The 24,899-nt window shown below is 66.4% G+C and carries 17 protein-coding genes, 3 pseudogenes and 1 riboswitch; of the genes and pseudogenes, 13 read left to right on the forward strand and 7 right to left on the reverse strand.

The window, feature by feature from the left end:
• Positions 1–6 precede the first annotated feature (6 nt).
• Positions 7–1,221, reverse strand: a complete 1,215-nt coding sequence (locus FHR38_RS01355; RefSeq protein ID WP_184532071.1) for an acetyl-CoA C-acetyltransferase — start codon at positions 1,219–1,221, stop codon at positions 7–9.
• Positions 1,222–1,404: 183 nt separating this feature from the next.
• Between FHR38_RS01355 and FHR38_RS01360 the strand changes: the two genes are divergently transcribed.
• Both FHR38_RS01360 and FHR38_RS01365 read left to right on the forward strand, forming a co-directional pair.
• On the forward strand, positions 1,405–2,595 hold the full coding sequence (locus FHR38_RS01360; RefSeq protein WP_184532073.1) for a TetR/AcrR family transcriptional regulator: 1,191 nt from the start codon (positions 1,405–1,407) through the stop codon (positions 2,593–2,595).
• 105 nt (positions 2,596–2,700) lie between these two features.
• The gene (locus tag FHR38_RS01365) at positions 2,701–3,864 is read left to right on the forward strand and encodes a TetR/AcrR family transcriptional regulator (RefSeq protein WP_184532074.1); all 1,164 of its coding nucleotides are present in this window, start codon (positions 2,701–2,703) and stop codon (positions 3,862–3,864) included.
• 13 nt (positions 3,865–3,877) lie between these two features.
• Here the strand turns inward: FHR38_RS01365 and FHR38_RS01370 are convergent, their stop codons facing one another.
• From FHR38_RS01370 to FHR38_RS01380, 3 genes are all read right to left on the reverse strand, one after another.
• Positions 3,878–5,095 carry an oxygenase MpaB family protein gene (locus tag FHR38_RS01370; RefSeq protein WP_184532076.1) on the reverse strand — a complete coding sequence of 406 codons (1,218 nt, stop codon included), beginning with the start codon at positions 5,093–5,095 and terminating at the stop codon, positions 3,878–3,880.
• Positions 5,096–5,673: 578 nt separating this feature from the next.
• Complete coding sequence (locus tag FHR38_RS01375; RefSeq protein WP_184532078.1) at positions 5,674–6,264, reverse strand: anaerobic ribonucleoside-triphosphate reductase activating protein; 591 nt, start codon at positions 6,262–6,264, stop codon at positions 5,674–5,676.
• Complete coding sequence (locus FHR38_RS01380) at positions 6,261–8,048, reverse strand: ribonucleoside triphosphate reductase (RefSeq protein ID WP_184532080.1); 1,788 nt, start codon at positions 8,046–8,048, stop codon at positions 6,261–6,263. The genes FHR38_RS01375 and FHR38_RS01380 overlap by 4 nt, the downstream gene beginning before the upstream one ends.
• Positions 8,049–8,096: 48 nt before the next feature.
• A riboswitch (cobalamin riboswitch) is annotated at positions 8,097–8,241 on the reverse strand.
• Positions 8,242–8,592: 351 nt separating this feature from the next.
• Between FHR38_RS01380 and FHR38_RS33040 the strand changes: the two genes are divergently transcribed.
• Positions 8,593–12,108, forward strand: a complete 3,516-nt coding sequence (locus FHR38_RS33040; protein ID WP_184532082.1) for a DEAD/DEAH box helicase — start codon at positions 8,593–8,595, stop codon at positions 12,106–12,108.
• 67 nt (positions 12,109–12,175) lie between these two features.
• A pseudogene (locus FHR38_RS33435) lies at positions 12,176–12,424 on the forward strand (integrase core domain-containing protein); the annotation flags it as partial.
• Positions 12,425–12,668: 244 nt separating this feature from the next.
• Here FHR38_RS33435 and FHR38_RS01395 read toward each other — a convergent pair.
• Positions 12,669–13,763 (reverse strand): MBL fold metallo-hydrolase, encoded by a 1,095-nt coding sequence (locus tag FHR38_RS01395; RefSeq protein ID WP_246446222.1) that lies wholly within the window; start codon positions 13,761–13,763, stop codon positions 12,669–12,671.
• A gap of 211 nt (positions 13,764–13,974) precedes the next feature.
• Between FHR38_RS01395 and FHR38_RS33690 the strand changes: the two are divergent.
• From FHR38_RS33690 to FHR38_RS01415, 5 genes and pseudogenes are all read left to right on the forward strand, one after another.
• Positions 13,975–14,153: pseudogene (locus FHR38_RS33690) on the forward strand (IS701 family transposase); the annotation flags it as partial.
• 600 nt (positions 14,154–14,753) lie between these two features.
• Entirely contained in the window at positions 14,754–16,235 is a 1,482-nt protein-coding gene (locus FHR38_RS01405) for an MFS transporter (RefSeq protein ID WP_184532086.1), read from the forward strand.
• Between the two features lie 103 nt (positions 16,236–16,338).
• Positions 16,339–16,911, forward strand: coding sequence for a cytochrome P450 family protein (locus FHR38_RS31795; RefSeq protein ID WP_246446225.1), 573 nt, complete (start codon positions 16,339–16,341; stop codon positions 16,909–16,911).
• A complete protein-coding gene (locus FHR38_RS31800) occupies positions 16,871–17,557 on the forward strand; it encodes a cytochrome P450 (RefSeq protein ID WP_246446227.1) in 687 nt (228 codons plus the stop codon). Before FHR38_RS31795 ends, FHR38_RS31800 begins: the two co-directional genes overlap by 41 nt.
• 18 nt (positions 17,558–17,575) lie before the next feature.
• Positions 17,576–17,773, forward strand: coding sequence for a ferredoxin (locus FHR38_RS01415; RefSeq protein WP_184532088.1), 198 nt, complete (start codon positions 17,576–17,578; stop codon positions 17,771–17,773).
• Between the two features lie 930 nt (positions 17,774–18,703).
• Here the strand turns inward: FHR38_RS01415 and FHR38_RS01420 are convergent.
• Complete coding sequence (locus FHR38_RS01420; protein WP_184532090.1) at positions 18,704–20,158, reverse strand: beta-propeller domain-containing protein; 1,455 nt, start codon at positions 20,156–20,158, stop codon at positions 18,704–18,706.
• Positions 20,159–20,354: 196 nt separating this feature from the next.
• Here FHR38_RS01420 and FHR38_RS33445 point away from each other — a divergent pair, with 196 nt between their 5' ends.
• The 3 genes and pseudogenes from FHR38_RS33445 to FHR38_RS01430 all read left to right on the forward strand — a co-directional run.
• Positions 20,355–20,765, forward strand: coding sequence for a transposase (locus FHR38_RS33445; RefSeq protein WP_376771372.1), 411 nt, complete (start codon positions 20,355–20,357; stop codon positions 20,763–20,765).
• A 6-nt stretch (positions 20,766–20,771) separates the two neighbouring features.
• A complete protein-coding gene (locus FHR38_RS33450) occupies positions 20,772–21,164 on the forward strand; it encodes a hypothetical protein (RefSeq protein ID WP_246446229.1) in 393 nt (130 codons plus the stop codon).
• 789 nt (positions 21,165–21,953) lie between these two features.
• Positions 21,954–22,830 (forward strand): annotated as a pseudogene (locus tag FHR38_RS01430) (transposase); the annotation flags it as partial.
• Positions 22,831–23,465: 635 nt separating this feature from the next.
• Here FHR38_RS01430 and FHR38_RS01440 read toward each other — a convergent pair.
• Positions 23,466–24,218 carry a hypothetical protein gene (locus tag FHR38_RS01440; protein ID WP_184540501.1) on the reverse strand — a complete coding sequence of 251 codons (753 nt, stop codon included), beginning with the start codon at positions 24,216–24,218 and terminating at the stop codon, positions 23,466–23,468.
• Between the two features lie 418 nt (positions 24,219–24,636).
• Between FHR38_RS01440 and FHR38_RS01445 the strand changes: the two genes are divergently transcribed.
• Positions 24,637–24,849 (forward strand): mersacidin/lichenicidin family type 2 lantibiotic, encoded by a 213-nt coding sequence (locus FHR38_RS01445; RefSeq protein WP_184532092.1) that lies wholly within the window; start codon positions 24,637–24,639, stop codon positions 24,847–24,849.
• Positions 24,850–24,899 lie beyond the last annotated feature (50 nt).

Consider the following 24,899-nt stretch of genomic DNA (forward strand, 5'->3'; position numbering starts at 1 on the left):
GACTCCTCAGATTCGTTCGATGACGGTCGCGATGCCCATGCCGCCACCTACGCAGAGCGTGGCGAGCCCGTAGCGACCACCGCGACGCTCCAGTTCGTCGACGAGCGTGCCGAGGATCATGGCTCCGGTGGCCCCCAGCGGGTGCCCCATCGCGATCGCACCGCCGTTGACGTTGACGACGTCCAGGCTCAGGCCCAGGTCAGCGACGAACCGCAGGACCACGGCTGCGAACGCCTCGTTGATCTCCACCAGGTCGAGGTCCTCGACACCGAGGCCCGCCTTTGCCAGCGCCTTTCGAGCGGCCGGAGCCGGGCCGGTGAGCATGATCGTCGGATCGGCACCGCTGAGTGCGGTGGCGACGACGCGGGCCCGTGGGGTGAGACCGGCGACGGCACCAACCGCCTCGCTGCCGACGGCCACCAACGAGGCACCATCGACGATGCCGGACGAATTGCCCGCCGTGTGAACATGGTTGATGCGCTCGATCCAGTGGTACTTCTGGAGCGCGACCGCGTCGAAGCCGGCCTTCTCCCCCAGGGCGGCGAAAGAGGGACGAAGCGCCGCGAGCCCCTCCGCGGTCGAGCCCAGCCGGATGTGCTCGTCGCAGTCGAGGACGGTCAGTCCGTTGCGGTCCCGTACAGGTACGACCGAGCGGTTGAAGTAGCCGTTGGCCCACGCCTTCGCCGCTCGGGCCTGCGACTGCAGCGCGTAGCTGTCGACCACGTCGCGGTCGTGGCCGTCGAGGGTCGCGATGAGGTCCGCGCTGACGCCCTGCGGTACGAAGCCGGTGTGCAGGTTGGTCTCCGGATCCAGCGCCCACGCCCCGCCGTCAGACCCCATCGACACCCGGGACATCGACTCGACGCCGCCCGCGAGCACGAGATCCTCCCAGCCCGAACGCACCTTCTGCGCGGCGATGTTCACCGCCTCCAGACCCGAGGCACAGAACCGGTTGAGCTGGACGCCGGCCACCGTGTCGGGCAGACCGGCGACGAGGGCAGCCGTCTTGGCGATGTCGGCACCCTGGTCGCCCAGCGGGGTCACCACCCCGAGCACGATGTCGTCGATCAGCGCCGGATCCAGGCCCGGCATGCGCCGTAAGGTCTCCTCGATCAGACCGGCGACGAGTGAAACCGGTTTGACCCCGTGCAGCGCGCCGTTCGGCTTCCCCCTGCCGCGCGGTGTGCGCAGGGCATCGTAGATGAACGCCTCGGTCGTCATGGCCAAGCTCCTCGCAGCTCACCGAATGCGAATCCAGCCTAACTTTCGTTGAGCTCGCGGTTGCTTGTCAAGGAGCCTCCGCACCCGAAGCCCGCTGGCCGCCTTCGGCTCCGCCCGCGCATGGCGAGCGAGAAGGTCGACGGTCGCCGCGCCCCTCTCGCGAGGTGGCGCTAACGTGTAGGGGTGCGACCAGCAGCGAGCGGCGGGGGCCCCGTAACGACGAAGCGGCCGAAAGACCGCAAGGACCGCATTGCGCTGGCCGGCGCCGAGCTGTTCTGCGAGCGGGGCTATCACGGGGTCTCCGTCGACGAGATAGCCGCCGTCGTCGGCATCAGCGGCCCGGCGGTGTACCGGCACTTCCCGAACAAGTACGCGATCCTCGTGCACGCCACCCGGGAGGTCGTCGGCGCCCTACTCGCCGCGACTGCCGACCCGCAGGCGACCACCACCCAGGACATCCTGGACGAACTGCTCACCGCGCTGGCCGGCGTCGCCGTGAGCAAACGGCGCGTCGCCGGGCTGTACCAGTGGGAGGGCCGCTACCTCACCCCCGAGCACCAGCGGGAGTTCGTCGCCACCCTGGACACGCTGGTCGGACGCCTCGTCGGGCCGCTGCGCGAGCTACGGCCCGACCTGACCGCCGGGCAGGCAGCGCTGCTGGTGGACGCGGCGCTCAGCGCCTTCGGCAGCGTGTCCACGCATCGCGCGACGGCAACCGGTACGGAGCAACTGCTCACCCGGGTCGCCTGGACCCTGCTGCGGACCGAGGCACCCCAGTTGCCGCCACAGCGGCACGCGACCCCAGCTACCACGCCGGTACGGCCGGCGTCGCGCCGGGAACTGCTGCTGAGCGAGGCGATCCGCCTGTTCCACCGCCACGGCTACCACGCCGTCGCCGTCGAGGACATCGGGCGTGCGGCCGGCATGCAGGCCTCCAGCGTCTACCGGTACTTCCCCAGCAAGGCCGACCTGCTCGCGGCCGCCTACTACCGCGCCACCGACCGCCTCACCGGCGCCACGACTGCCGCGATCGCCGAGGCGAGCGACCCGGCCGATGCCCTACGCCGGGTCGTGCAGGCCTACGTCGCCTACGCGTTCGGCCAGAGCGACCTCGTCGCGGTCTACCTCGCGGAGAACAACAACCTGCCCGACGAGGACCGCCACCAACTACGCGGGGCGCAGCGCTCGCACGTCGAGGAATGGGTACGACTCGTCGGTACGGTGCGACCAAACCTGCCGGTCGCCGACGCCCGTGTGCTCGTGCACGCCGCACTCAACGTCGTCACCGACATCGGTCGGCTTGGCCGATTCGACCGCACCTCAGGCTACGACGCCCAGACGGCCCGCCTCGCCCTGGCGGTGTTGCGGGCCTGACCAGCGACCGAGCGTACGGGCTCCGCGACTTCGAGGGCTTCGATCGTGCTGTGATTGACTAGCAGGCATGGTCTTGTGTCCGCCCACGTCGACCCGGGTGATCCGGTGACCACCGGGCCGACCGTGGCCGCACGACCGCGTAACCGCAAGCAGGCCATCGTCGAAGCAGCCGGCCAGGTGTTCAGCGAGCGCGGCTACCACGCGGCGTCCATGGAGGAGATCGCCACCGCCGTGGGTATCAGCGCGGCAGCGCTGTACCGGCACTTCCCGAACAAGTACGCGCTGTTCGCCGCGTGCGCCAACATCATCGTGGACAAGCTTGTCGCAGCTGTCGATGAGTGGCCGCCCGAGGCGGCCCTGCGGGATGTGCTCCTCGCCCTCACCCGGGTCACTGTCGCGCACCGCGCCTCGGGCGGCCTCTACCGATGGGAGGCCCGCTACCTCGAGCGCGAGGATCGCCGGCTGCTTCGGACGAAGTTCGCGTACGTCGTGGGGCGGGTGACCGACCCGGTACGGCGCGAGTACCCACTGCCCGACGAGCGCCTGCGGGCCGTAGCGGCCCTCGGTGTGATCGGTTCCGTCACGATGCACCACACCTCGATCGCCCAACGCCGGATCGAGGATCTGTTGCTGGCATCCGCCATGCGCGTGGTCGCCACCGATCCGGCGGCGGCTGCGGGCACTTCGCGCCTGGTCGAACTGCCCGCCCAGCCCGTGCCACGCACGCGACGCGCCGAGATCCTGGCGGCGGCCATCCCGTTGTTCGCGCGGGACGGCTTCGGCAACGTTACGAACGCACAGATCGGTCAGGCGGTCGGGCTTGCCCCATCCGCGATCTATCGCCATTACCCCGGCAAGGTCGACATCCTGGTGGCCGCCTGTCTACAGGCGGCGGGACTGCTCGCCCAGGCTGTGGACCGAAGCCTTCATCAGGCTGCCGATCCACGTCAGGCCGTGGTCGCACTGGCGGCGGCGTACGTGGCCTATTGTTTCGAGCACAACGCGCTCACCAGTGTCGCCGAAGCCGAGGTCGCCAGCCTTCCGGCCGACCTGCGGCGCCCGTTGATCCACGCGCAGCGTGAGCACATCGCGGTCTGGGAGCAGCAGTTGCGGACGGTGCGTCCGGAGCTGGACCCGCGACAGGCCCGGCTGCTGGTTCATGCGGGGTTCGGTGTGGTGGTCGAGGCCGGACGCGCCCTGCGCTGGCAGGACGCCCCCGGCCACCGAGACGCGGTAACCGCCTTGGTCACCGGTGCGCTGACCCTGTGAACCGGATACCGACTCAGCTGCCGGGCCGGTTTCTGGTCGGAATGGTGATGGGGGTTTGGGTCGGCGAGCTGCCGTTGTTGAGGAACAGCATCGCCAGGCCGCGCACGAACCGGTCGAACATGGTGAAGGTCCCCGGCATGATCGGCGACGTCCCTTCGCGGAACGCGATGTACGCCGGCCAACCAACCTCGATCACGCCACGCGAGACGGGATGACGCGGCAGCCTCAGCCAGTCGCCGATCTGGTCGCTGAGCAGATAACGGGAGAACTCACGTTGGAATCCCTTGGTGACACCCAGGTCGACCGATGAGGTCAGGCTCAACAGGATGTCGGCCAGGTCGATGCCCTCCCGCGTCGGAGCGAGGAGCGGTGTCAACACGTACTCCGACTGTTCGTCTGCGGCGGCCCAGGTCGCGGGGATGAACTCGTCCCGCACGCCGAGCAGGTGCAGCGCCACCTGCCACATGTGCAGGTAGGCCTCCTCTTCCGCGGTCGACATCCGGAGGCCGTAGTTACGCCACTCGCGCAGCTTGCGGCGCACGTACGTGCCCAAACTGTGGAAGGTGATCAGGATGTCGCCGTTGCTGATGGGGATCGGGTGGTCCGTCACCGCCTGCCACGCCGGCGACTGGGGCAACAGGTGTCGTACCGCGGCATGCGTCAGACGCGTCTTGTGCGAGGTGACCATGAAGTAGCCCGTGGGCTTGAAGGCGTCGGGCGTGTTCAGGTCGTAGCCGTACGTGAAGGTCTTGGCCGCGCGCGCCTTCATGTCGGCACCGCCCTCGGACCAGTAGACGTTCCGAGCCTCCCGCGGGATCACCGTGCTCATGATTCCGCTGCCCAGGCCGTACAGCAGGAACAGGTACATACTCATCCGCTTGTTGAACTTCGCGGCGCGGTCCAGCTTGACCGGGTCGGCCCACGACGGCAGGGTGTTGACCCTGTTGAGGTAGGCGGTGAGTTCGGGGGGTAGGCCGCTGGGCAGCGGGTCGCCGTTCCTGCTCCACGACTTGAACGCCTCGTTGACGGCTGGGACCTGGTTGTTGTCCAGCAGTGAGACGAGGAGCGGGTCGGTGTCGTCGTCCCAGACCTCCCACGGGTCGGTGACCGTGTCGGTTCCGGCGATCGAGTTGGCAGACGACCATGCCCACGCCTTGGGGGTTTCCGTCGCAGCAACCAGACCCAGCGCAGCACCGAGGGTCAGGACGCTCCTTCTGCTGAGATTCTGCATTCGCGCTCCTACCAACGGTAGGCCGGATATCGCCTTGAACACCGGCTTATGCCTACGGTACGAGCTGGCTTCAAGTCATCCGGGCATGTGATTTCCTATTAACATAGAGGAGCGCGACTCGACCGGCAAGAGGCATGTTCGAGGCCGAGTCACATCCACGAACTTCGAGCCGAAGGTGCGGCTCGGCAACCCGGAAGGGCCAACCGGAGCGGTGGGTGTCTCCGACACCAGGCGACCGGCATCGAGTTGAATCGGGGCCTGGCGACCAACCAGCAGCCGGGCTGCCGGTCAGCCAAAAATGAGGACCGGCTTGATCGCGGTCTTGTCGCGCATGCCGGCCACCGTGTCACCGATGTTCTCGAACGGGAAGGTGGCCCACATCGCGTTCTCCGCTGGGCACCTCCCGCGAGCTGCCGACTGGCCGGCAGCTCGCATCATGTGCCGGCCAGTCGGCACATGATGCGTTGACGAATCAGCCCTCGGACGCCAGGGACTTCTGTGCCGTGCTCAGCAGCCAGCAGGGCGGGAGGGACGAAAGAAACCTGTCGTACCGGCATTCGCCGTGCTCTTGGGCCTCTTCACCTGCCCCGTGCCTCCTGCCACACGTGATCACGTATACCTTGCCGGGTTAGCCAGATCCTCAGCTCGGTGACGTTGCCGTCGTCGAGCAGGGTTGGGTCGACCGTGGTGCGCAACTGGTGGGCGACGTGGGAGTCGAGCAGATGGCGCAGACTTCGCAGTGCGGGGCCCGCACTGTTGGGTACGCCGGTCACATCGTCGTACGCATCTGGGGATGCCTTGATGTCGAAGCCCACCCAGTCCACCAGGCCTTGGTCCAGGATCTGTCCAAAGCGGCGCGGGTAACCGCCGCCGGTGTGCAGGCCCACCGTGTAGCCGAGGGTCCGTACCTCGTGCATCGCCTCGGCAAGACGCGGCTGCAGCAGCGGCTCACCGCCGGAGAAGACCACACCGTCCAGCAGGCCCTGGCGACGGGCGAGGTGGGTTGTCACCGTTTCCCATCGCACGGCCGGTTCGGCGCGCGGGTCGAGCAGCTCCGGATTGTGGCAGTAGCCGCAACGCCAGGGGCAGCCCTGGCAGAAGACGGTGGTGACGAGGCGGCCCGGCCAGTCGCAGGTGGACAGCCGGGACCAGCCGCCAATGCGGATCACGCGGGAACCGCCACCTTCTCCTGGAAGTGCACCCGCTCGGCATGCTCGCCCTTCTTGCCGATGTTGAAGGAGGAGACGGGACGGTGGTAGCCCATGACACGGGTCCACACCTCGCAGTCTCCGCCGCACGTCGGACAGGTGGTGTGCTCCCCAGCCAGATAGCCATGTTCGGGACAGATCGAGAAGGTCGGTGTCACCGTCAGATAGGGCAGCGAGAACCGCTCCAGTGAGCGGCGTACCAGGGTGCGGCACGCGGCCACGGTGGAGATCCGCTCGGACATGTACAGGTGGAGCACCGTGCCGCCGGTGTACCTGGTCTGCAGTTCGTCCTGCCGTTCCAGTGCCTCGAACGGGTCGTCGGTCCAGCCCACGGGTAGTTGCGAGGAGTTGGTGTAGTACGGGTTCTCGTCGGTGCCCGCCTGCAGAATCCGGGGGAACCGGCGTCGGTCCTCCTTCGCGAAGCGGTAGGTGGTGCCCTCGGCCGGGGTCGCCTCCAGGTTGTAGAGGTGACCGGTCTGCTCCTGGAACTCGACCATGCGGGTTCGTACGTGGTCGAGAAGCCGCACGGCAAGAGCATGCCCCGCCGGGGCGGTGATGTCGTACGCGTCGTGCGTGAAGTTGCGGATCATCTCGTTGATGCCGTTGACGCCGATGGTCGAGAAATGATTACGCAGCGTACCCATGTAACGCTTGGTGTAGGGAAAGAGGCCCTCGTCGATCAGATCCTGGACCGTGACCCGCTTGATCTCCAGGCTGTCGCGGGCGAGCTCCAACAGCCGGTCGAGGGCCTCTAACAGGCCCTGCTCGTCACCCGCGTACAGGTATCCGAGGCGGGCGCAGTTGACGGTGACCACACCCAGGGAGCCGGTCTGCTCGGCGCTGCCGAACAGACCGTTGCCGCGCTTGAGCAGCTCGGTGAGGTTCAGTTGCAGGCGGCAGCACATCGAGCGGATCATGCCGGGGTCGAGGTCGGAATTGATGAAGTTCTGGAAGTACGGGAGCCCGTACTTCGCGGTCATGGCGAACAGCCGCTCGGCGTTCTCGCTCTCCCAGGGGAAGTCCTTGGTGATGTTGTAGGTGGGGATCGGGAAAGTGAAGACCCGACCGGTCGCGTCACCCGTCGTCATGACCTCGATGTACGCGCGGTTGACCAGGTCCATCTCGGCCTGCAGATCCCCGTAGGTGAAGTCCATCTCCGCACCGTCGATCTCCGGTGCCTGCTCGCGAAGGTCCTCGGGGCAGGTCCAGTCGAAGGTAAGGTTGGTGAACGGCGTCTGGGTGCCCCAACGGGATGGCACGTTGAGGTTGTGCACCATCTCCTGCATGCACTGGTGCACCTCCTCGTACGTCATGGAGTCCTTGCGCACGAACGGCGCCATGTAGGTGTCGAAGGAGCTGAACGCCTGGGCACCGGCCCATTCGTTCTGTAGCGTGCCGAGAAAGTTGACGATCTGTCCGACCGCCGAGGAGAAGTGCCTCGGTGGCGCCGAGTCGATCTGACCGGGCACCCCGTTGAAACCCTCGGTCAGCAGGGTGCGCAGGGACCATCCTGCGCAGTAACCCGAGAGCATGTCCAGGTCGTGGATATGGAAGTCGCCTTCGCGATGGGCGCGGCCGATGGCCTCGGGATAGACCTGGTCGAGCCAGTAGTTGGCGACCACCTTGCCAGCCGTGTTCAGGATGAGTCCCCCGAGCGAGTAGCCCTGATTCGCGTTGGCGGTGACCCGCCAGTCGCTACGGTCCAAATACTCGGTCACCGAGTCCACGGCGTTGATCTGTGTCACGTCAGCCCTCCCACGAGGCGGTACGGAGAAGAGACCTCACCGCGCCCAGATGCGCGGGAGGTGCCGGCAGGTATCGGGCTCGGACCGTCATGCGGCCGCTCACCGTTGCGGGGCAGCCCCGGATTCCCACCGGGTTCCCTGTTGCCTCGACAGGCCTATACGACTGCCTGCCGAACCGACCGCCAAAACACTACACCTGGGGGTTGAAGCGATAAGCCGCCGCAATATGTTGAGTGACTTTCGACCTTGAGGGCAGGACTTAGGTCCCGTGATCCACCCGGAGCACATTTCCACAGAGGACCTCACCCGCAGTCAGACCGAGCGTTCTCGCTGCCAAGCAGTAGAAGTAGACGGTGCTGTGTGGTTCGTATGGGAGCCGAGCTACTCACATGGAGCGGTGGAGAGACGAGCGGGGCGGTCCAGGCCGTACCTGTGGATATCCCTGTGGTCGTCCACAGGGTGCACCTCGCCGGTTGACCACAAGCCGTGCTGGTTGCCTACAGTGATGCGCGTTTCAGCCATTCGTGAAGGTGAGGGTTGGCTGGTGGGTGACAAGGGTTCGGTGCAGGGGTTGGCGTTTGAGCGGTGGGGTGTGCGGCCGACGTCGGCGCACGCGCGCTTCACCGAGCCGGGGTGGTCGTACGAGGAGCGGGTCGGCCGGGCTTGCCCTCGCTGCGCTGGCGCGCTGCACAGCTTCCGCAAGCCGTACGAGCGGGCGGGTCGGACGCAGCGGTATGTCGCATTGGTGTGTCCGGGGTGCCCGGCGACGTTCACGCTGGCCGACCTGGGGGCGAGGAAGTACGACGATGTCCGGCAGCCGGTGTTGAGCAGGGCCGCGCAGGAGACTTCGACGGCTTCGGCAAGGCCCTTCAGGCCGTCGGCGGCGGCCGGAGAGGATGCTCAGCGGGCGCTGGTGTTGCAGTTCTGGCGGTCCGTGGAGCTGTTCGATGCGCAGAAGCTGGATCCGCCGAATCCTCGGGAACGCCGATATGAGGTGCGGCCGGGGCAGCATCTGCCGTGGGAGGCTGGGCACCCGTTGGGCCGAGAGGCTATGCGGAAAGACTTGGTCTGGCGGCATTCCGTGTACGGCGGGGTGTTCGAACTGGACCGGCTACACGGGACATTGGAGCGGGTATTCGGCGACTCGGGACCGGATACGGATGAGCGTGCGCCGCGCGGCAACAGTGCGCTGTTCGCTGCGGCGGTGACTGAGGATGGCCGGTTGCTGCTGGGGTCGCTGGTGTTGTCGACGGCCGCGTGGGCGGTGGGACGGGTGCGGCGACCCGGGCCAGGTGCCTCGGGCTGGCTGGAGGGCTTCGATGCGGCGGCGAACCAGTTCGTCACGGCGGCGTGCGAGATGGTGGCTGCCGCTGAGGACGATGCGGTAGCGCAGGCGTTGGCCGAAGAGGGGGTGGTGGTGAGCCGCCCGGTGGATCAGGCGACTCTGTTGGCCCTGGTCAGCCTGGCCGTCGGGCAGTTGGGCGTGGCCGACGTGCTGGCTCCGGCAGGGCTTCGCGTGCACAGCGAACGCGTTGGGCGGAAGCGGGCGCACGACGTACAGGTGGATTTCCTCAACAGCTTCTATATGAATGACCTGGCCCAGGTCGCCGACGCGGTCGCCGACGGCGACTATGGACCCGCGCTGGCGGACTTCCTGACTCCCAATGACGCGCTAACGAGGATTCGCCGACGCAATGTAAGAGATTCCGACGTGCAGGACGCGTTGCTGGAACAGCTGGCACCGACGCGGATCCCCGTCGGGCGGTGGCCTGCCAAGGTCAGCCATCCGCTGGCGGCAAGCCAACAGCTGGCTATCAATGCAGTGATGGATCGGCTCGGCGGGCCGGGCGGCGTCTTCGCCGTGAACGGGCCGCCTGGCACAGGCAAGACCACCATGCTGCGCGACCTGGTCGCCGCAGTAGTGGTGGATCGGGCCGTACGGCTGACGGAGTTGCCGGATCCGACGGCGGGGTTCGGCGAACAACGGCTGGCGTGGCGCACTGAGCATTGTCAGCGGTGGATTCGGCCGCTGCGAGCCGAGTTGGCCGGCTTCGAGATGGTGGTTGCCTCGGCGAACAACGGTGCGGTCGCTAACGTCACCCGGGAGATCCCGCAGCGCAAGGCAATCGACGACGCGTGGATGGACCAGGCGGGCTACTTATCCGAGCATGCCACCCGGCTGCTCGGTGAGCCTGCGTGGGGTCTGGTCGCGACGCGGTTGGGCAACAAGACCAACTGCAACGAGTTCGTTGGCCGCTTCTGGTATGGCAACCCGGCTGATCCGAGTAGGAAGCCTGGTGAGGAAGGACCCGGTTTCCACGAGTGGTTGGGCACGGTAGGTGCCGGGACCAACTCGTGCGACTGGGGCAGTGCCGTGTCGGCGTTCCGTGCCGCCGCCGCTGTGGAGCGACGGATCCGCGAGGCGCGCCAGGCGGTGCACGAGGCGCTACGACAACTATCTGCCCTGGAGCAGGCGAGTGACGTCGCCGAGCGGACGTGGCGGACCGCGGACAATGTGTGGAGGGCGGCCCAGGCGACAGCGAGGGAGGCTGATCAGGCTGTGGTTGCCGCGAGCCAGGTGGTGCAGGTCGCACGCCAGCGGCGGCAGGAACATCTCGCAGCAAAACCGGGCCTTTGGGAGATGCTGTTCACTCTCGGAAAGGCGATTCGGCGTTGGCACCGCGAGGACGAGCCTCTTGCCGAGGCTGTGCGGCGTACTGAGGCTGGCCTTGCCGCTGCCGCGAGCGCTGCCCATGCAGCGGGCCAGGCCGTTGCCAACGCCACGCACCGTGCCGCCAACGCCATGACCGACCGGGACCGGGCCGTGCAGGCCCTCTCCGCAGCACAGAACCTCATCACCGAGGCCCGGCGCGAATTCGGGCACAGCGTGCCCGATGTTGAGCGACAAGGCGAGCCGATCTGGCGGAAAACCAGCGGGCCGTGGCTCGACGAGGAATGGAACGCTGCCCGAACTCTGGTATTCCTCGCTGCCCTCGACCTGCATCAGGCGTTCATCGCCGGCGCGGCGAGCATCATGCGTGGCAACCTGCGTACGGCGATGGATGTGCTGACCGGGCAGGTGCCGACCGGCGTGTCGGAGTCGGTGGTCCGCCAGGCCTGGCAGTCGTTGTTTCTCGTGGTGCCGGTGGTGTCCACAACGTTCGCGTCGGTAAGCCGGCTGTTGGGGCGGCTTGGCCGCGAGGCGCTGGGCTGGCTGCTCATCGACGAGGCCGGCCAGGCCGTTCCGCAGGCCGCGGTCGGGGCGATGTGGCGGGCCAAACGGGTCGTCGCGGTCGGCGATCCACTGCAACTCGAGCCGGTCGTCACCGTGCTGCACACCACCCAGGTTGCCCTGGCCCGCCACCACCGGGTGGTCGACCTCTGGCTGCCCGGACGCACCTCCGTGCAGGGTCTGACCGACCGGGTCACCGCCCTGGGAACCTGGCTACCCGGCCCCGACGACAACCGGGTATGGGTCGGGGCACCGCTCTGCGTGCACCGCCGCTGCGACAATCCGATGTTCGACATCGTCAACACGGCGGTCTACGCCGGTCTCATGGTCCACGCCACCGCGCCTCGTAGTGTTTCCCTCTCGGTCAGGGACAGCACGTGGATCGACATCACTGCCAGTAGCGCCGACGGGCACTGGATTCCCGCCGAGGGCGACGCGACCCTGCAGGTCCTCGGCTACCTGGAGCGGGAAGGCATCAGCCCGGATCAGATTATGGTGATCAGCCCGTTCCGTGACGTCGCCCGCCAGTTGCGCCGCCTGCTCGCCGCCCAGTATCCGCAGTTGGTCCATGGCACGGTCCACACCGCCCAGGGCAAGGAAGCCGAGGTCGTCCTGTTCGTTCTCGGCGGGAACCCGGCAAAGCCCGGTGCCCGCCAGTGGGCCGCGTCCCGGCCCAACCTGTTCAACGTCGCAGTCTCGCGGGCAAAACAGCGCTTGTATGTGGTGGGCGATCACGATAATTGGGCTAAATTGCCATATTTCAGTGTCCTCAGCCGCGACCTGCCCGTCCGTTTACTCCGCAGCGAGATCCGCGAGACGGCCGAGTGACTACTCGAGAGACACAGCCGGCATACGTGACCATTGAACGTCCCGGATTCTGTAGAGACTTCCCCGTTTGGAAAGGATCGAGAGATGGCAGAAACAAAGCCGCATCCCGCCGGCATCAACGCCGCCATCGGCAACACCGGCGAGCGCTGAAGAACGCACTGATGAGTCCACCATCGGCCTGGACAAAACCGAGCTGATCGAACCCCGTCGACCGTGGCGCAGCCTGGTCCAGGTCGAACCGGCCACCACCGAGTGGGTCGCCTGGTACAACAACCAGCGACTGCACTCGGCGATCGGGCACCGGGCCCCCACCGAACACGAATCGATGTTCTACGCTCAGCACGAGCTCCGCGAGATGGTTGAGCCAACATCTGAGGTCTCCACAGAACCCGGGGCGGTGCACCATCACCTTGGAGCTGCCACATGCCCTGTTGTTGACCGCACCTCGATTAACGTCGGGAGTCCGTACGAGGTGCGGGGCACAGCGGTCCACCCCCTTCAGCTATCGATCACCGCCACACCGCGACCACGCCGGCGATCCACAACTCATGAAACACGTCCTAGTCACCGGCCAGGGCCCGCGCCTGCCCGTGGTGCACATCGCTCACCCACTCCCAGCCGGGCTTGGCCGAGGGGCCGATCCGCGGGTCACCGGGCTCGCGACCATCACGCAAGGCGAGCACATACGCCCGGTCGCGCTCGATCCGCTCGTGCACCTGACCGGCTCCGCAGACCGACCCGTGGCCGGGGACGACGACGTCAACGTCGGCCGCCACGCCCTCCAGCTGCCGCAACGCCGCGAGGTAGTCCTCGATCGGGTCGGCGGCACCGTCCAGATCGAGCATCGGGACTAGTACGTCGGAAAGCATGTCGCCGGCAACGAGAACCCCGCGCTCCTCGACGAACAACGCCGCGTGACCCGGCGCATGGGCTTGATGTTCGATGATCCGAACTCCGGGGCCGTCCCAGGGAATCCGCGCCGTCCCGACGGGCAGGGCGGTGACGAAGCCGTACAGGTCCAGCGAGACCTTCCCGGCGATCTCCGTCTCGGCAAGGTGGTCGGTAATGTGGGCCTTCGTGTCCGGGTCGGACAGCTGTTCCCGGGCAGCGGCCGCGCAGCGGGCGGTGCCGTAACGGGGCGCTTCGCCGAGTTGTGCGTGCCAGAGCAGGTGATCCCAATCCGGATGCGTCGAGAAGCCCGCCACGACGGTCCGGTCCGATGCGGACAGGTCGGTCGCGAGGCAAGCCAGTTCGTGGTCCTGCAATCCGGGGTCGATGAGCAACACGCCGTCGCGGCCTTGCACGACAATGGTGTTGCTCTGGAGGAATTCGCTCTCGTGAACCAGCACGCCGTCCGCAACCTGCCTCAGCACGAGCTCACCTCCCGGATGGCGTAGTGGTGCTTCGTGACGCCCTGCTTGAACCATCGCTGCTTCGGTGCGCCGCCCGCCGAGGCGACGACTAGGTCCTCTCCGTCGACCTGCATCAGTCCGAGGGGCTGGGTGCGGGGCCGGCCGGGGCGCGCCCCCGTCGTGGTGAGGATGCAAAGGGTAGACCTCGAACATCCCGCCGACTTTGCCTTCGTTGGCGCGGAACTCGTCGATTATCCCCTGCTGGAACTTGAAGAATTCCTCGAGTTGGCTCTGGTCTGACATATGGCGAGAAACCCCTGAAGGTTTGTGCCCGCCCACCGCGCACCCTGCGGAGTGCGCCGCCTGCGAGACACGGTCGGGAGCTTAACACCGACGCGCGTGGCTACAGCCAGGTCGGGCGGGGTGGACACGGCAAGCGACCAGCGCGGTCTGTCGAACGTGCGCACAGCGGGCGTTCCAGGCCGAGGAACATGGCAAGACCGATCAGCTGCGTGGCCACGGCTCGGCGGTCGGCTGCGACCGACGCGTGGCGGTCAACGACGGCCTCACGCTCATCCGCGTCAACGACCTCGCGGAGCGGATCCCCACCACCGAGTGGCAGCAGCACAGTTGCGGGCCAGGGGCGATAGGGCCCCCCGCGACTACCTGCGGGCCTGGATCACCACCGCCACGATGCTCATACAAGCGACACGCCACAACGACCCAACAAAGCACTACCAATATCGATCCCTCTCGGAAAAGCTCGACGGTGGACAACAGCGTGGAGAGGTTCCCCCACGGTTTGAGGGTTGCTCCCCCCAAAGGCACCGCACCACCGCCCGAGCCGACGAAAAAGCTTCCGGGATCGGTTCAACGGAATGCTGGAAGCATGACTGTCGGCGACAAGAATCGGCCCGGGACGAATCGAGCCCTGGCCATGCACGTGCGACCCGGCCCGGCCGCGACGCCGGACGGAGCGAACCCGCGCGCCCACCGAACGAACCCTGCCCCCTGTTCCGCGAGGTCAGGTTTCTCGGCACCGAGTCCGCCCACACCATGACGGGCACGCCTTCCTGCTCCCTGACCGATCCGTCTCCACTGCGCTGCCAAGGCGGGATCGGCGGCCATGAGTTGATCTGCGGGTGCCTGGGGACGAGCACCCACAGTCCCGCACCACCGGTTGCCGCCTGGACGAAGCCAGCAAGCTCGCCGACACGTCCGGCGGAGAGCTGCCCGTGCACCCGGTTCTCAAAGACCAGTTGAGCCCGAAAGGGCTGAAGAGAAGGGTTTACCTTGACCACTGTCGATAAAATTCATGAGCGCCGCCGCTGGTACGGATTGATACTGCTGTGCTCGGCACAGTTCATCGTCGTGCTGGACGGCTCGGTGATCAACGTGGCAATGCCGACGATCGGACAGACGTTCGATGCCAGCCAGCAAACCCTGACCTGGGTGGTCAGCGCGTACGTGCTGGCCTTCGGCGGCTTCCTGCTGCTTGGCGGCCGACTGGCCGACCTACTCGGCCGACGTCTCATGTTCATCGTCGGGCTGGTGCTGTTCGGCGTCGCCTCGTTGGTGGGCGGCTTCGCCGACTCCATCGAGGTACTGATCGCCGCTCGGGTCGTACAAGGTCTCGGGGCGGCGATCCTGTCACCGTCGGCGATGTCTATCATCTCCGTCACCTTCCGGGACGGCATCGAGCGCAACAAGGCATACGGGGCCTGGGGTGCCGTCGGCGGCGCCGGTGGCGCGGCGGGCGTCATCCTCGGCGGGGTCCTGACCCAATACGCCGGTTGGCAATGGGTTTTCTGGATCAATGTTCCGATCGTCGCCGTATGCGTGCTGCTCGTGGTTCCCATGCTTGCCGAAACCCGGGCTGCCGCGTCGGACCGCATCTTCGACCTCGCCGGGGCGACCACCGTCACCGCCGGGCTCACATTGCTGGTCTACGCGCTGGTTGAGGCCCCCGCCTGGGGCTGGGGCTCGATCCAGACGATCGGCTCATTTGCCGGCGCGATCGCGCTGCTCGCCGCATTTGTCATCATCGAGCGGCACTCACGTGGACCCCTGATCGACCTGACGATCTTCCGGATTCGCTCGCTGACCGGAGCCAACCTGGCCGGCATCGTCGCCGGGGGCGTTGTGGTGTCGATGTTCTTCTTCCTGTCGCTCTACCTACAGAACGTGCTGCACTACGACGCGATCACCACAGGTCTGTGCCTGGTGCCGATGTGCCTGGTGACCTTCGTCTTCTCGCTCACGCTCGGCTCGGCGTCGGTGACCAGGTGGGGATACAAGCCCGTCCTGGCCACAGGCATGGCGCTGCTCGCCGTGGGTCTTGCCTGGTTCGGCCAGGCCTCACCTCATGGCAGCTTCGCAGCCGATCTCCTCACTCCGGGATTGGTTGCCGGGGCCGGGCTCGCACTGGTGTTCACGCCGTTGTTCGTCGCCGCGGCGACCGGGGTCAGTTGGCAACAGGCCGGCCTGGCCAGCGGACTGATCAACACCAGCCAGCAACTCGGCGGCGCCCTCGGTCTCGCCGTCCTGTCCAGCGTTGCCTTCGCCCAACTCGACCAGGGCGACAGCACCCCGACCGTCGCGGCGCTCACCGACGGCTACACCTCCGCCTTCCTCGGCGCCGCCGTGATCGCGGTCCTCGGCCTCCTCGTGACCGTCACCGTGATCCGGACCCGCGATAGCCGGGCCCATGTGGAGCTGACCCGTCGATCCAAAGCCGCCCCCCTCCCCCCAGCACGGGCCGGCAGTCCACGGTGACGGCCCGGAATCCGGTAGCTGAGCAGTCATCCGCTCACCCGCCACCCGCAACCATCCGAAGAATGCAACCACCCGGAGACCACATTCGATCAGAGGAGATTCCATGACTGAAACCCTGCCAGGGATACCGATGTTCCCGATGGCCCGTGCGACAGGGTGTCCCTTCGATCCGTCCCCGGACTTGAATCGGCTTCTCGAAGACGCGCCGGTTTCGCAAGTGAGGCTGTGGGATGGCAGTACGCCGTGGCTGGTCACCCGGTACGAGGATGTGCGTACGCTACTCGCCGATCCGCGGGTCAGCGTCGATGTGACACAGCCCGGCTTCCCGCACACCAACGCCGTGAGCCGGGCACGCGACGCGCACATGAAGACCCTGATGCAGATGGACGCGCCGGAGCACACCGCCCAGCGGCGGCTGCTGACCTCGGACTTCACAATCAAGAAAATGGAGACGTTGCGGCCCCGGATTCAGCAGATCGTCGATGACCTCATCGATAAAGTGCTCGCCGGCCCGAACCCGGTCGACCTGGTGGAGGCGTTCGCGCTACCGGTTCCCTCACTGGTGATCTGCGAACTGCTCGGCGTGCCGTACACCGATCGCGCGTTCTTCCACCCGGGTGGCCGGTGCGCTCGTCATGGACAAAGCCGACCCGGAACAGGCAATGGCCGCCAGTGAGGAGCTGAACGTCTACCTGAAAGATCTGGTGGACAAAAAGCACAACGAGCCGGGCGAGGACCTTCTCAGCAAACTGGCGGTCGAGCAGTACCGGACCGGTGCGATGTCGCGGCGTGAGATCGCCACGATGGCTCAACTCCTGCTGGTGGCCGGGCATGACACCACCGCGAGCATGATCGCGCTTGGCACGGCGGCGCTGCTGGCGCACCCGGACCAGCTGAACGCTGTCCGCGGCAGCGACAACCCTGCGCTGGTGGCCAACGCCGTTGAAGAGCTCCTGCGCTACCTGTCCATCACGCACACCGAAGCCCGCCGGGTCGCGCGAGAAGATTTCAAGATCGGCGGCCAAGTCGTCCGCGAAGGCGAAGGCATCGTCGTAGTGAAGAGCATCGCCAACCGGGACCCTGCCGAATTTCCCACCCCAGACGCTCTCGATGTCCACCGCAAGGCCCGTCACCATGTCGCCTTCGGCTTCGGCTCACACCAATGTCTGGGCCAACCCCTGGCCCGAGTGGAACTGCAAGTCGTCTACGGCACCCTCTACCGGCGGATCCCCACACTGACCCTGGCCATACCGCTGGAACAGCTGAGGTTCAAGGAGAACGCGGTCTTCTACGGGGTGCATGAGCTACCCGTCACCTGGTAAGACACAAAGGAGAAACTCGTGAAAATCACCATTGACCAAGACGCCTGCATCGCCTCCGGGCAGTGCGTACTCAGTTCACCGAAAGTGTTCGATCAACGCGACACCGACGGTATCGTCGTGCTCCTGCAAGACAGTCCGGAAGCGGTGCTGCAGGAAAATGTCCATGAGGCCGCCCGTATCTGCCCGGCCCAGGCTATCGAGCTGACCCTGTCGTGAGCCAACCGGTTGTGGTCGTGTCGAGGTACGGCTTGGAGTGCAGAGCCAAGTAGACCATCACCGGCAAAGATCCATAAAACGCCGGATGCTGACGGATCCGTACGCCACGACCGCCGAGCTCAAGCGCGATGGCTCCCGGTGGTCGTCCACGAACCACCACCGGGAGCCACTGGTCAACTGGCCTTGCATGTGAGGTATTGGCCCTTCGGCCAGCTGTGGAAGTGGTTGAGCTCGGACGCCTGACCACTGCAGTCGGGGGTCCGGTAGTCGGAGACGCTACCGAAGCCGCCGCTCCAGGTGAGCTACCAGGTCGTGTCGGCCGGGACCCGACGGCAGACATCGTCAGGTGTGGCCTGCCTGCCGACCACTTCGGTGGGGTAGCTCGAGTGGAAGACCAGGCCATTGTCGGGGCATGGACCGGCTCGCCAGCGACTACGCTGCGCGAACCGGTGACTGCTCGACGTGTCGGGGTCAAGATGTGGCAAGGTCTCCGGTAGACAGCTCGGCGACCAAGCAGAACCTCGAAACCGGAGACCTCGTGGACACCCTAGTGGTGACGAGGCGGTTCGACCTGACCGAACCAGTGACCCCTTCCGTGTCAGCGAACGGCCCGCAACGGCCTGACCTACACGAACATGTTGGACCGCAGGTCAGGGCGAGACGATACGAGCAGCTCAGCAAGCTGGAGAGCGGTGCAGCGCCGTTGAGAGCGGCCAGCTGGTCCCAATCTGCTCTCCCAGTCACCGCCGTACCAGAACGCTTGGCCAGCGGATGCGTTCCGAGGTGGGTGAACGCGTGAATCCGCGCTCGGGACGGGGTCTACATTGGCTCGGCTCACCAGCGCGGGCGGGGCCCCGTTGTCACGGCCGCACGACGGGACTCGCGTAAAACCACTTTCTTTAGCGTTGGGGCGAATCTACCGGCCAGGCTCTATGCCGTCCTGACTGGTCTCCTGCGGCTGCGTCTTAAATAGATGATCAAGCTTATCGGAAGTATACCGATGATCAGCAGGACCGCGACGAGCACCAGGCCAGCAATCTTGAGGTACATCCGGTATTCCGGCCCCATGCCGTCGGGTGGCAGCTTGCCGGGATGGGTACGACCACTGGCGATCACGTCGTCGGCGATGTCGACACCGTGCACCTGTTCCCCGGTACCGGTGAGCAGCACCCGCAGGCCATTGCCGGTCAACGCCACCACGTCCGTCCGATACTCCGTCCATCCGCCGTAGGTGATGCCGTCCCGCACACCGAAACCGACCACCTCGCCGTCAGCCCTGGGGTAGTAGCGGGCCACCTCGGCGTCAGTCCTGGGGTGGTAGCGGGCCACCACCGCCGCCCCGTCCGGCGCCCAGCCCAACAGTCGCAGCGCGACCAGCCCCGGCTGCTCAGCGAAGGGCGTCGTCACCAGACCCGCCCCGGTGCTCGGATCCACCATCCGCAACTGCCACCTGGCCGGGTAGGCGTCACCCGTGCAGCAGCGCCGCTGGGTCACCAGCGTCAATCCCCGGCCGTCCGGCGTCCACGCGCCCTTGCCAGCGAGCTGGGTGTCCTCCGGCACGGTGAACTGGCTCCGCACCGCACCGCCGACCGCCACCACCGCGACGGTTCTACCCGACTGGTAGGCGAGAAAGCGGCCGTCGGGGCTGAACGCCGCCAGCCAGCCGTGGAAGACCGTCCGCGCATCGATGCCAATGACCGTGGTGATCCGCTTCGTAGCCAGCTCCCACACCGCCAGCACCGCCCGGGTCAGGGTGTACACCTCGTCACCATTTCGCTGCCGCACATACCGGCCGTCGAGACCGACCACCGCCAGTCGGCCACCGTCCCTGGACCAGGCGACCGGGAAGGTGTCCTCGGCACCGCCGATGGCAGGCAGCCGATAGGTCTTTCCCGTACGCAGATCCGTCAGCTGTTCGGGCGTGGCCACGAGGTTACCGTCGCCAGAGAGCAGCGCATCCTCGCCAGCCCGGACAGCCCAATTGCTGGAAAACCGGCGATAGTCGTCGGTACCCGCCGAGACCACCGCCACCGTGCCCATACTCGGGGGCTCGTACCACCAGTTCTCGGCGGTAAAGATCATCGAAGCGGCACCCAGCGGGCGACGCTGCACCGACCAACCACCCCACTGCGGCGTACCGGCCCGGTCAGGCAACGACAAATCTCCGGCCGCCTCGACCGCAGTCCCGACCGGTCCCGACTCGTCCCGCCAACCGGGCAGCCACGGTGCCACGACAACGCCGAGCAGGAGCACCAACACCACCCCCGCCGCGACGAACGCCCGACGCCGCCGGCGGCCGGCTTCAGCGACCAGACCCTCATAGGAAACGTACGATCGCACCCCGGCCACGCTTTCCCGCACCGCCTCCGTCAGTCTGCTGGTCACCCGCCCACCTCCTCGACAACCTGCCCAGAATCCTGCAAATGTGGTGCCACTAGTACTCCAGCCGGGGTTGTTGACCTTGACTGAGCTGCGGCTTGGTGTGGTGCGGGAACGAGGGCAGCCACCGACGATCATGGACGGTTGTGTGGACTGACCATGACGCAGCGGTGGCTGCCGGATACAGAGTAGACGCCCAGCGGTGGCGGATGTTGTTCGACGACCTGATGCTGACGGTCGGGAAACGTTTCCGCAGGCCCGAGCCTCGGCGTCGCGTACGCGACTTCCTCCGGGGCCTACTTGCGCCGTTGCTGAGGAAGAACTGCTGGACGATCGCAGAACATCCCGGCGACACCAGCCCGGACGGGATGCGGCGCTCTGCCTGCCGAATTCCTGGTACGACAATCCCGAGCGTCGGACCGAGGCCGGTGTCCCTGAGCAGGTACGGATCGCCACCAAGCCGCAACTGGCGTCCTGGATGATTACCACAGCGGTCACCGCCGGGCTGTCCTGTCGGTGGGTGGCCGGCGACGAAGCATACGGCAACGATCAGCGCCTGGCCGTCCGGCTGCGTCAACTACGACTGGGGTACGTCCTGGTCGTGGCCTGCTGACATCAGGTGAGCACCGGCATCGGCGTCGACACCCTCGCCGCCGACCTTCCCGCTACTGCCTGGCAGCGCGTGTCCGCCGGGCGAGGCGCGAAAGGCTACCGCTACTACGACTGGTCCTTCACCGCCCTGCCACACGCCACCGACACCCACGGCGGACACCACTGGCTACTGACCCGCCGCAACCGCCGCACTGGTGAGCTGGCCTTCTACCGCTGCTGGACACCCGAGACCGTCCCGCTACGCACCCTCGTCGCGGTTGCCGGCCGTCGCTGGAAAATCGAAGAGTCGTTCCAAGCCGCGAAGACCGGACTCGGTCTGGACCAGCACCAACACCTCCGCTGGACATCCTTGCACCGGCGGAGCCGACACCATGATCACATCCCCCGGCTGGATTACTAGACCGAAGCCTGACCGGGCGACGGTCATGGGCCAATAAAACAAGTAGCCGAAATAAGTGCATTCAAGAAGGCAAGCATTTCGAGATGGTCCTTCATGCGAACTCCTGCTCGCTCATATTTTCGGATGCCTTCGCGTGACCCGAATGTCACAATGCCGCAGTGGAGGACTTTCGGTGTGCGAGCTGCGGGAACACGCTGAGCGTCCCAGTCCGGTTGGTGGAGCTGCCGGCGGGGCCGCACTGGTCGCTCCTGGACTGCCATCACGTGAATCCGCCGCTCCTCGACCCCGGCACCTATGCGATCGACGAGGCCGCTTTTGGCCGTGACCAGGTCGTCGGCACCTTCGTCCTCTCACCGGGCGACGTACGCGGGACACGCTTCGTTCACAACCTTGTTCACACGGGCTGCTGGTCCTTGGTGGGGTGGAACCCGTGTGTGGCTTGCGAAGGCTGCGGCGCCTTGGTCGCCTCCCGGACGGATGACTGCAGGGTGGCTCAGGAGACGCGCTTCTACCCAGCGATGGTCGTCCGGGAGCCGTGTGATGATGAGCCTGATCGCGCCACGGATCCTTTTGCACTGATCGCCGACTGGGACTGCCCTGCGCCCGACACTAGACAACATGGCTGGGTGCCCAAGCCGACCCGCCCTCGTCCCGAACTCGTTGCGACCCGCTGGGGCGGCCGAGGTGTGAAAGCGCACCTCTTTCGAGATGATCCGCCAGCCTGACCGGCCGGCCGATATCGAACCTAGACGATCGACGTAAGGGATTGATCTGACAGGCAGGGCGTCGATGACGTCTCCGGGGAAGCCGTCGCTACGGCGGGAAATCGAGCGCTTGTTTTGGCGTGAGATCGCCAAAGGGCCGACCAGTGAGGACGCCGGGATCGCGGGGGGTGTGTCGCAAGCGGTCGGGGCGAGGTGGTTCCGGCAGCGTGGCGGCATGCCGTTGTTCATGGTTGCCCAGGTCGCGGGCCGGTATCTGTCGTTCGCCGAACGCGAAGAGATCGCCCTACTCACAGGCCAGGGCCTCGGGGTCAGGGCGATCGCTCGTCGGTTGGGTCGTGATCCTTCGACCATCTCCCGAGAGTTGCGCCGCAACGCGGCAACCCGGGGAGGCAAGCTTGACTACCGGGCGTCGGTCGCGCAGTGGAAGGCGGAGCTGCTCGCGAGGCGTCCAAAGGTGGCGAAGCTGGTCACCAACGAGCGGCTGCGCGAGTACGTGCAGGAACGGCTCTCGGGCAAGGTCCGGCGCCCCGATGGGACGGCGGTGCCGGGGCCGGTGGCAGCACGGTGGAAGGGACGCAACAAGCCGCGGCGTCAGGGCCGGCGATGGGCCAGCGTGTGGAGCCCGCAGCAGATCTTCTCACCGGTTGAGGCTCGACTTCCCGGATGATGACTTCATGCGCATCTCGCACGAGGCGATCTACCAGGCCCTGTTCATCCAGGGACGGGGTGCGTTGAAGCGTGACCTGGTCGCCTGTCTGCGCACCGGCCGCGCACTGCGTGTGCCACGCGCTCGGGCCCGGCAGCGTCGTGACGGCATGGTCACTCCGGAGGTGATGATCAGCCAACGGCCTGCTGAGGCCGACGACCGGGCCGTGCCGGGTCACTGGGAAGGCGACCTCATCATTGGGCTGGACAGGTTCGCGATCGACAGTCGGCCTGAATCGTATGGAGGCATCCGGCGCCATGCGGATACTGTCGGGCGGTGGGGCAGACCAGGCGCTACCGCTACGTGGGTCCGGCCGAGCTACACGACCGCGAGGTCGCGGCCGTGGACGCCGTTACCGTCGATACAACTGCTTTACTCGACGGCTGGCTCGGCAGGCGGGATCGCGGGGAACTTGTCGAGCCTTTCACGTTCGTCGTTACGCCTCGATGGCGTGCTCAGGCTGGCACCCCGTCGCAGTGAGCACGTCGCCCTCGCGGGAGGCCGGGATGTCCTCGCGGCTGGGGAGTTGATGTTCACTCCCACCGAAACCGGCTGGCGCATCACCGAGGTGACCAACCAGTCGACTGGATACTGCCCCGATCCAGACTCCTGGCCTGCTGTGGGTAGGGCACTAGACCGCCTGGGCGTATCGAATCCCGGCACCTTCACCGACAATGTCGTTTTCCGCCGATGCCCCACCTGCGGCGAGCGCAACATCGTGCGGGACAACGACTTTACCTGCGCACTGTGCAACGGTCCTCTACCTACACGGTGGAACTTCACGTCGGACTGATCAACGCCAGCCGGCACCATCCGTATCTGCCGCAAGCGATGCAATCGGTATGTAGGGCTGAGTTCGGCCGCAGTCCGCTACTCGTACTCCTGCCCGCACCGGGCCAGCTCCGCGAGATCGACCCAGCCGAGGGAGCCGATGGTGTGCTCGCCCGGCTCCGGTTCGTTCACCAACGGCACGACGGGGCCAGGAACTGCTTTCCGTAGGCCATCGTCCTCGCTCCAACCGCCCAGTGCTCCGGCCATCCCGCATTCCAGGTACGCCTGCGGGTCAAAGTTGTACCAGCGGAGGTCCGTGGCTCGCGCACATCCTGCCAGCCGGGGGGCGTCAATGCCGAACCGGGCGTACTCGTCCAGCGGGCCCTGATCGGCGAAGTCGGCCAGGTCCGTGATCTGAGACAGCACGATGGCCTCCCAGTCGGTATACGACGTTGGCTTGTCCGTGTAGCGAAACGAGGCGGAACGCCACGAAACCTGCAGTTGCGCCGGCTCGACCCTGCCCGCCGCCACGACCATCGCCGCAACCGTATCCAGGTCCAACGAGACCCGACCCGACAGCGGCCGGGCGACGCGCCACCACGCACGCAAGAACACGTCCAAACTACGCGCGGCCGCGTTCATACGTTCGCCTTCTGAAACAAGGCGTCGGTAGAGGTCGCGGTTTGTGCGGCAGACCGGATCGGACGGCCCGTCGACCCAGTAGATCTGTTTGTGCAGCACACCAGACTCCAGCACCAGGGCCCTAGCCAGCGCCTCGATTCGATCAGCGAAAACGCCCGACCGGACTCGGTTGCCGTTGTCATCCTGCCGCCAGAGCTCCCACGCCGCCATAGCAGCACCGTAGTCGTCGCCTCTCTCCGGCGAGCAGCCAATTCCCCTTGCCGCGGACCCGGCACCGCCACAGCAAACGAACTGTCACAGGTGGCGACTACCGGCCGTCCTTCCACCGTGCGGCCGCCCACGCCCGCTGAACTCGTAACGATCGTCTCCTTAGTCCGGAGTTGCGGATCGAGGAGGTCTACAAAGGGCGGATTAGAGGGCCGGTCCTCCGCGTCGATCGGCGACTGCGGAGCGGTCCGAGCGGCCGTTGTGCACCAGAGGTAGTTCGTCAGGCAGAGATGCGGAACGGTTGGTATGTTCCGTTTCGTCACTTGTGGGCTGCTGGAATGCGTAGCACCGGCGTCGGTGAGACAATCATTTCCGTCGAACTATGTTTGCTCGACGTGGAGCACCGAGCGAGAGGACAGCGATGCCCACAACGGATGTGGTCCGTGCCTGGACCGACACGGACTACCGCGCGACACTCAGCGCAGATCAACTTGCCCAGCTACCGGCGCACCCGGCCGGGGACCTGAACGCCGAACTGGCCGAGCTGGTGGAGATGTACGAGGCGTGTAGCACCTATATGACCCCTTGCAACACCGGACCAGCCAGCACCGGTCCCGCGTGCTGTGCCTGTTGATATTCCGTTGACTGGCTTTCCCGTTGATGCGGCGCAGACGCTGTCGGAGT

It is taken from the genome of Micromonospora polyrhachis (genome assembly GCF_014203835.1).
In the GTDB taxonomy this organism is placed as follows: Bacteria; Actinomycetota; Actinomycetes; order Mycobacteriales; family Micromonosporaceae; genus Micromonospora_H; species Micromonospora_H polyrhachis.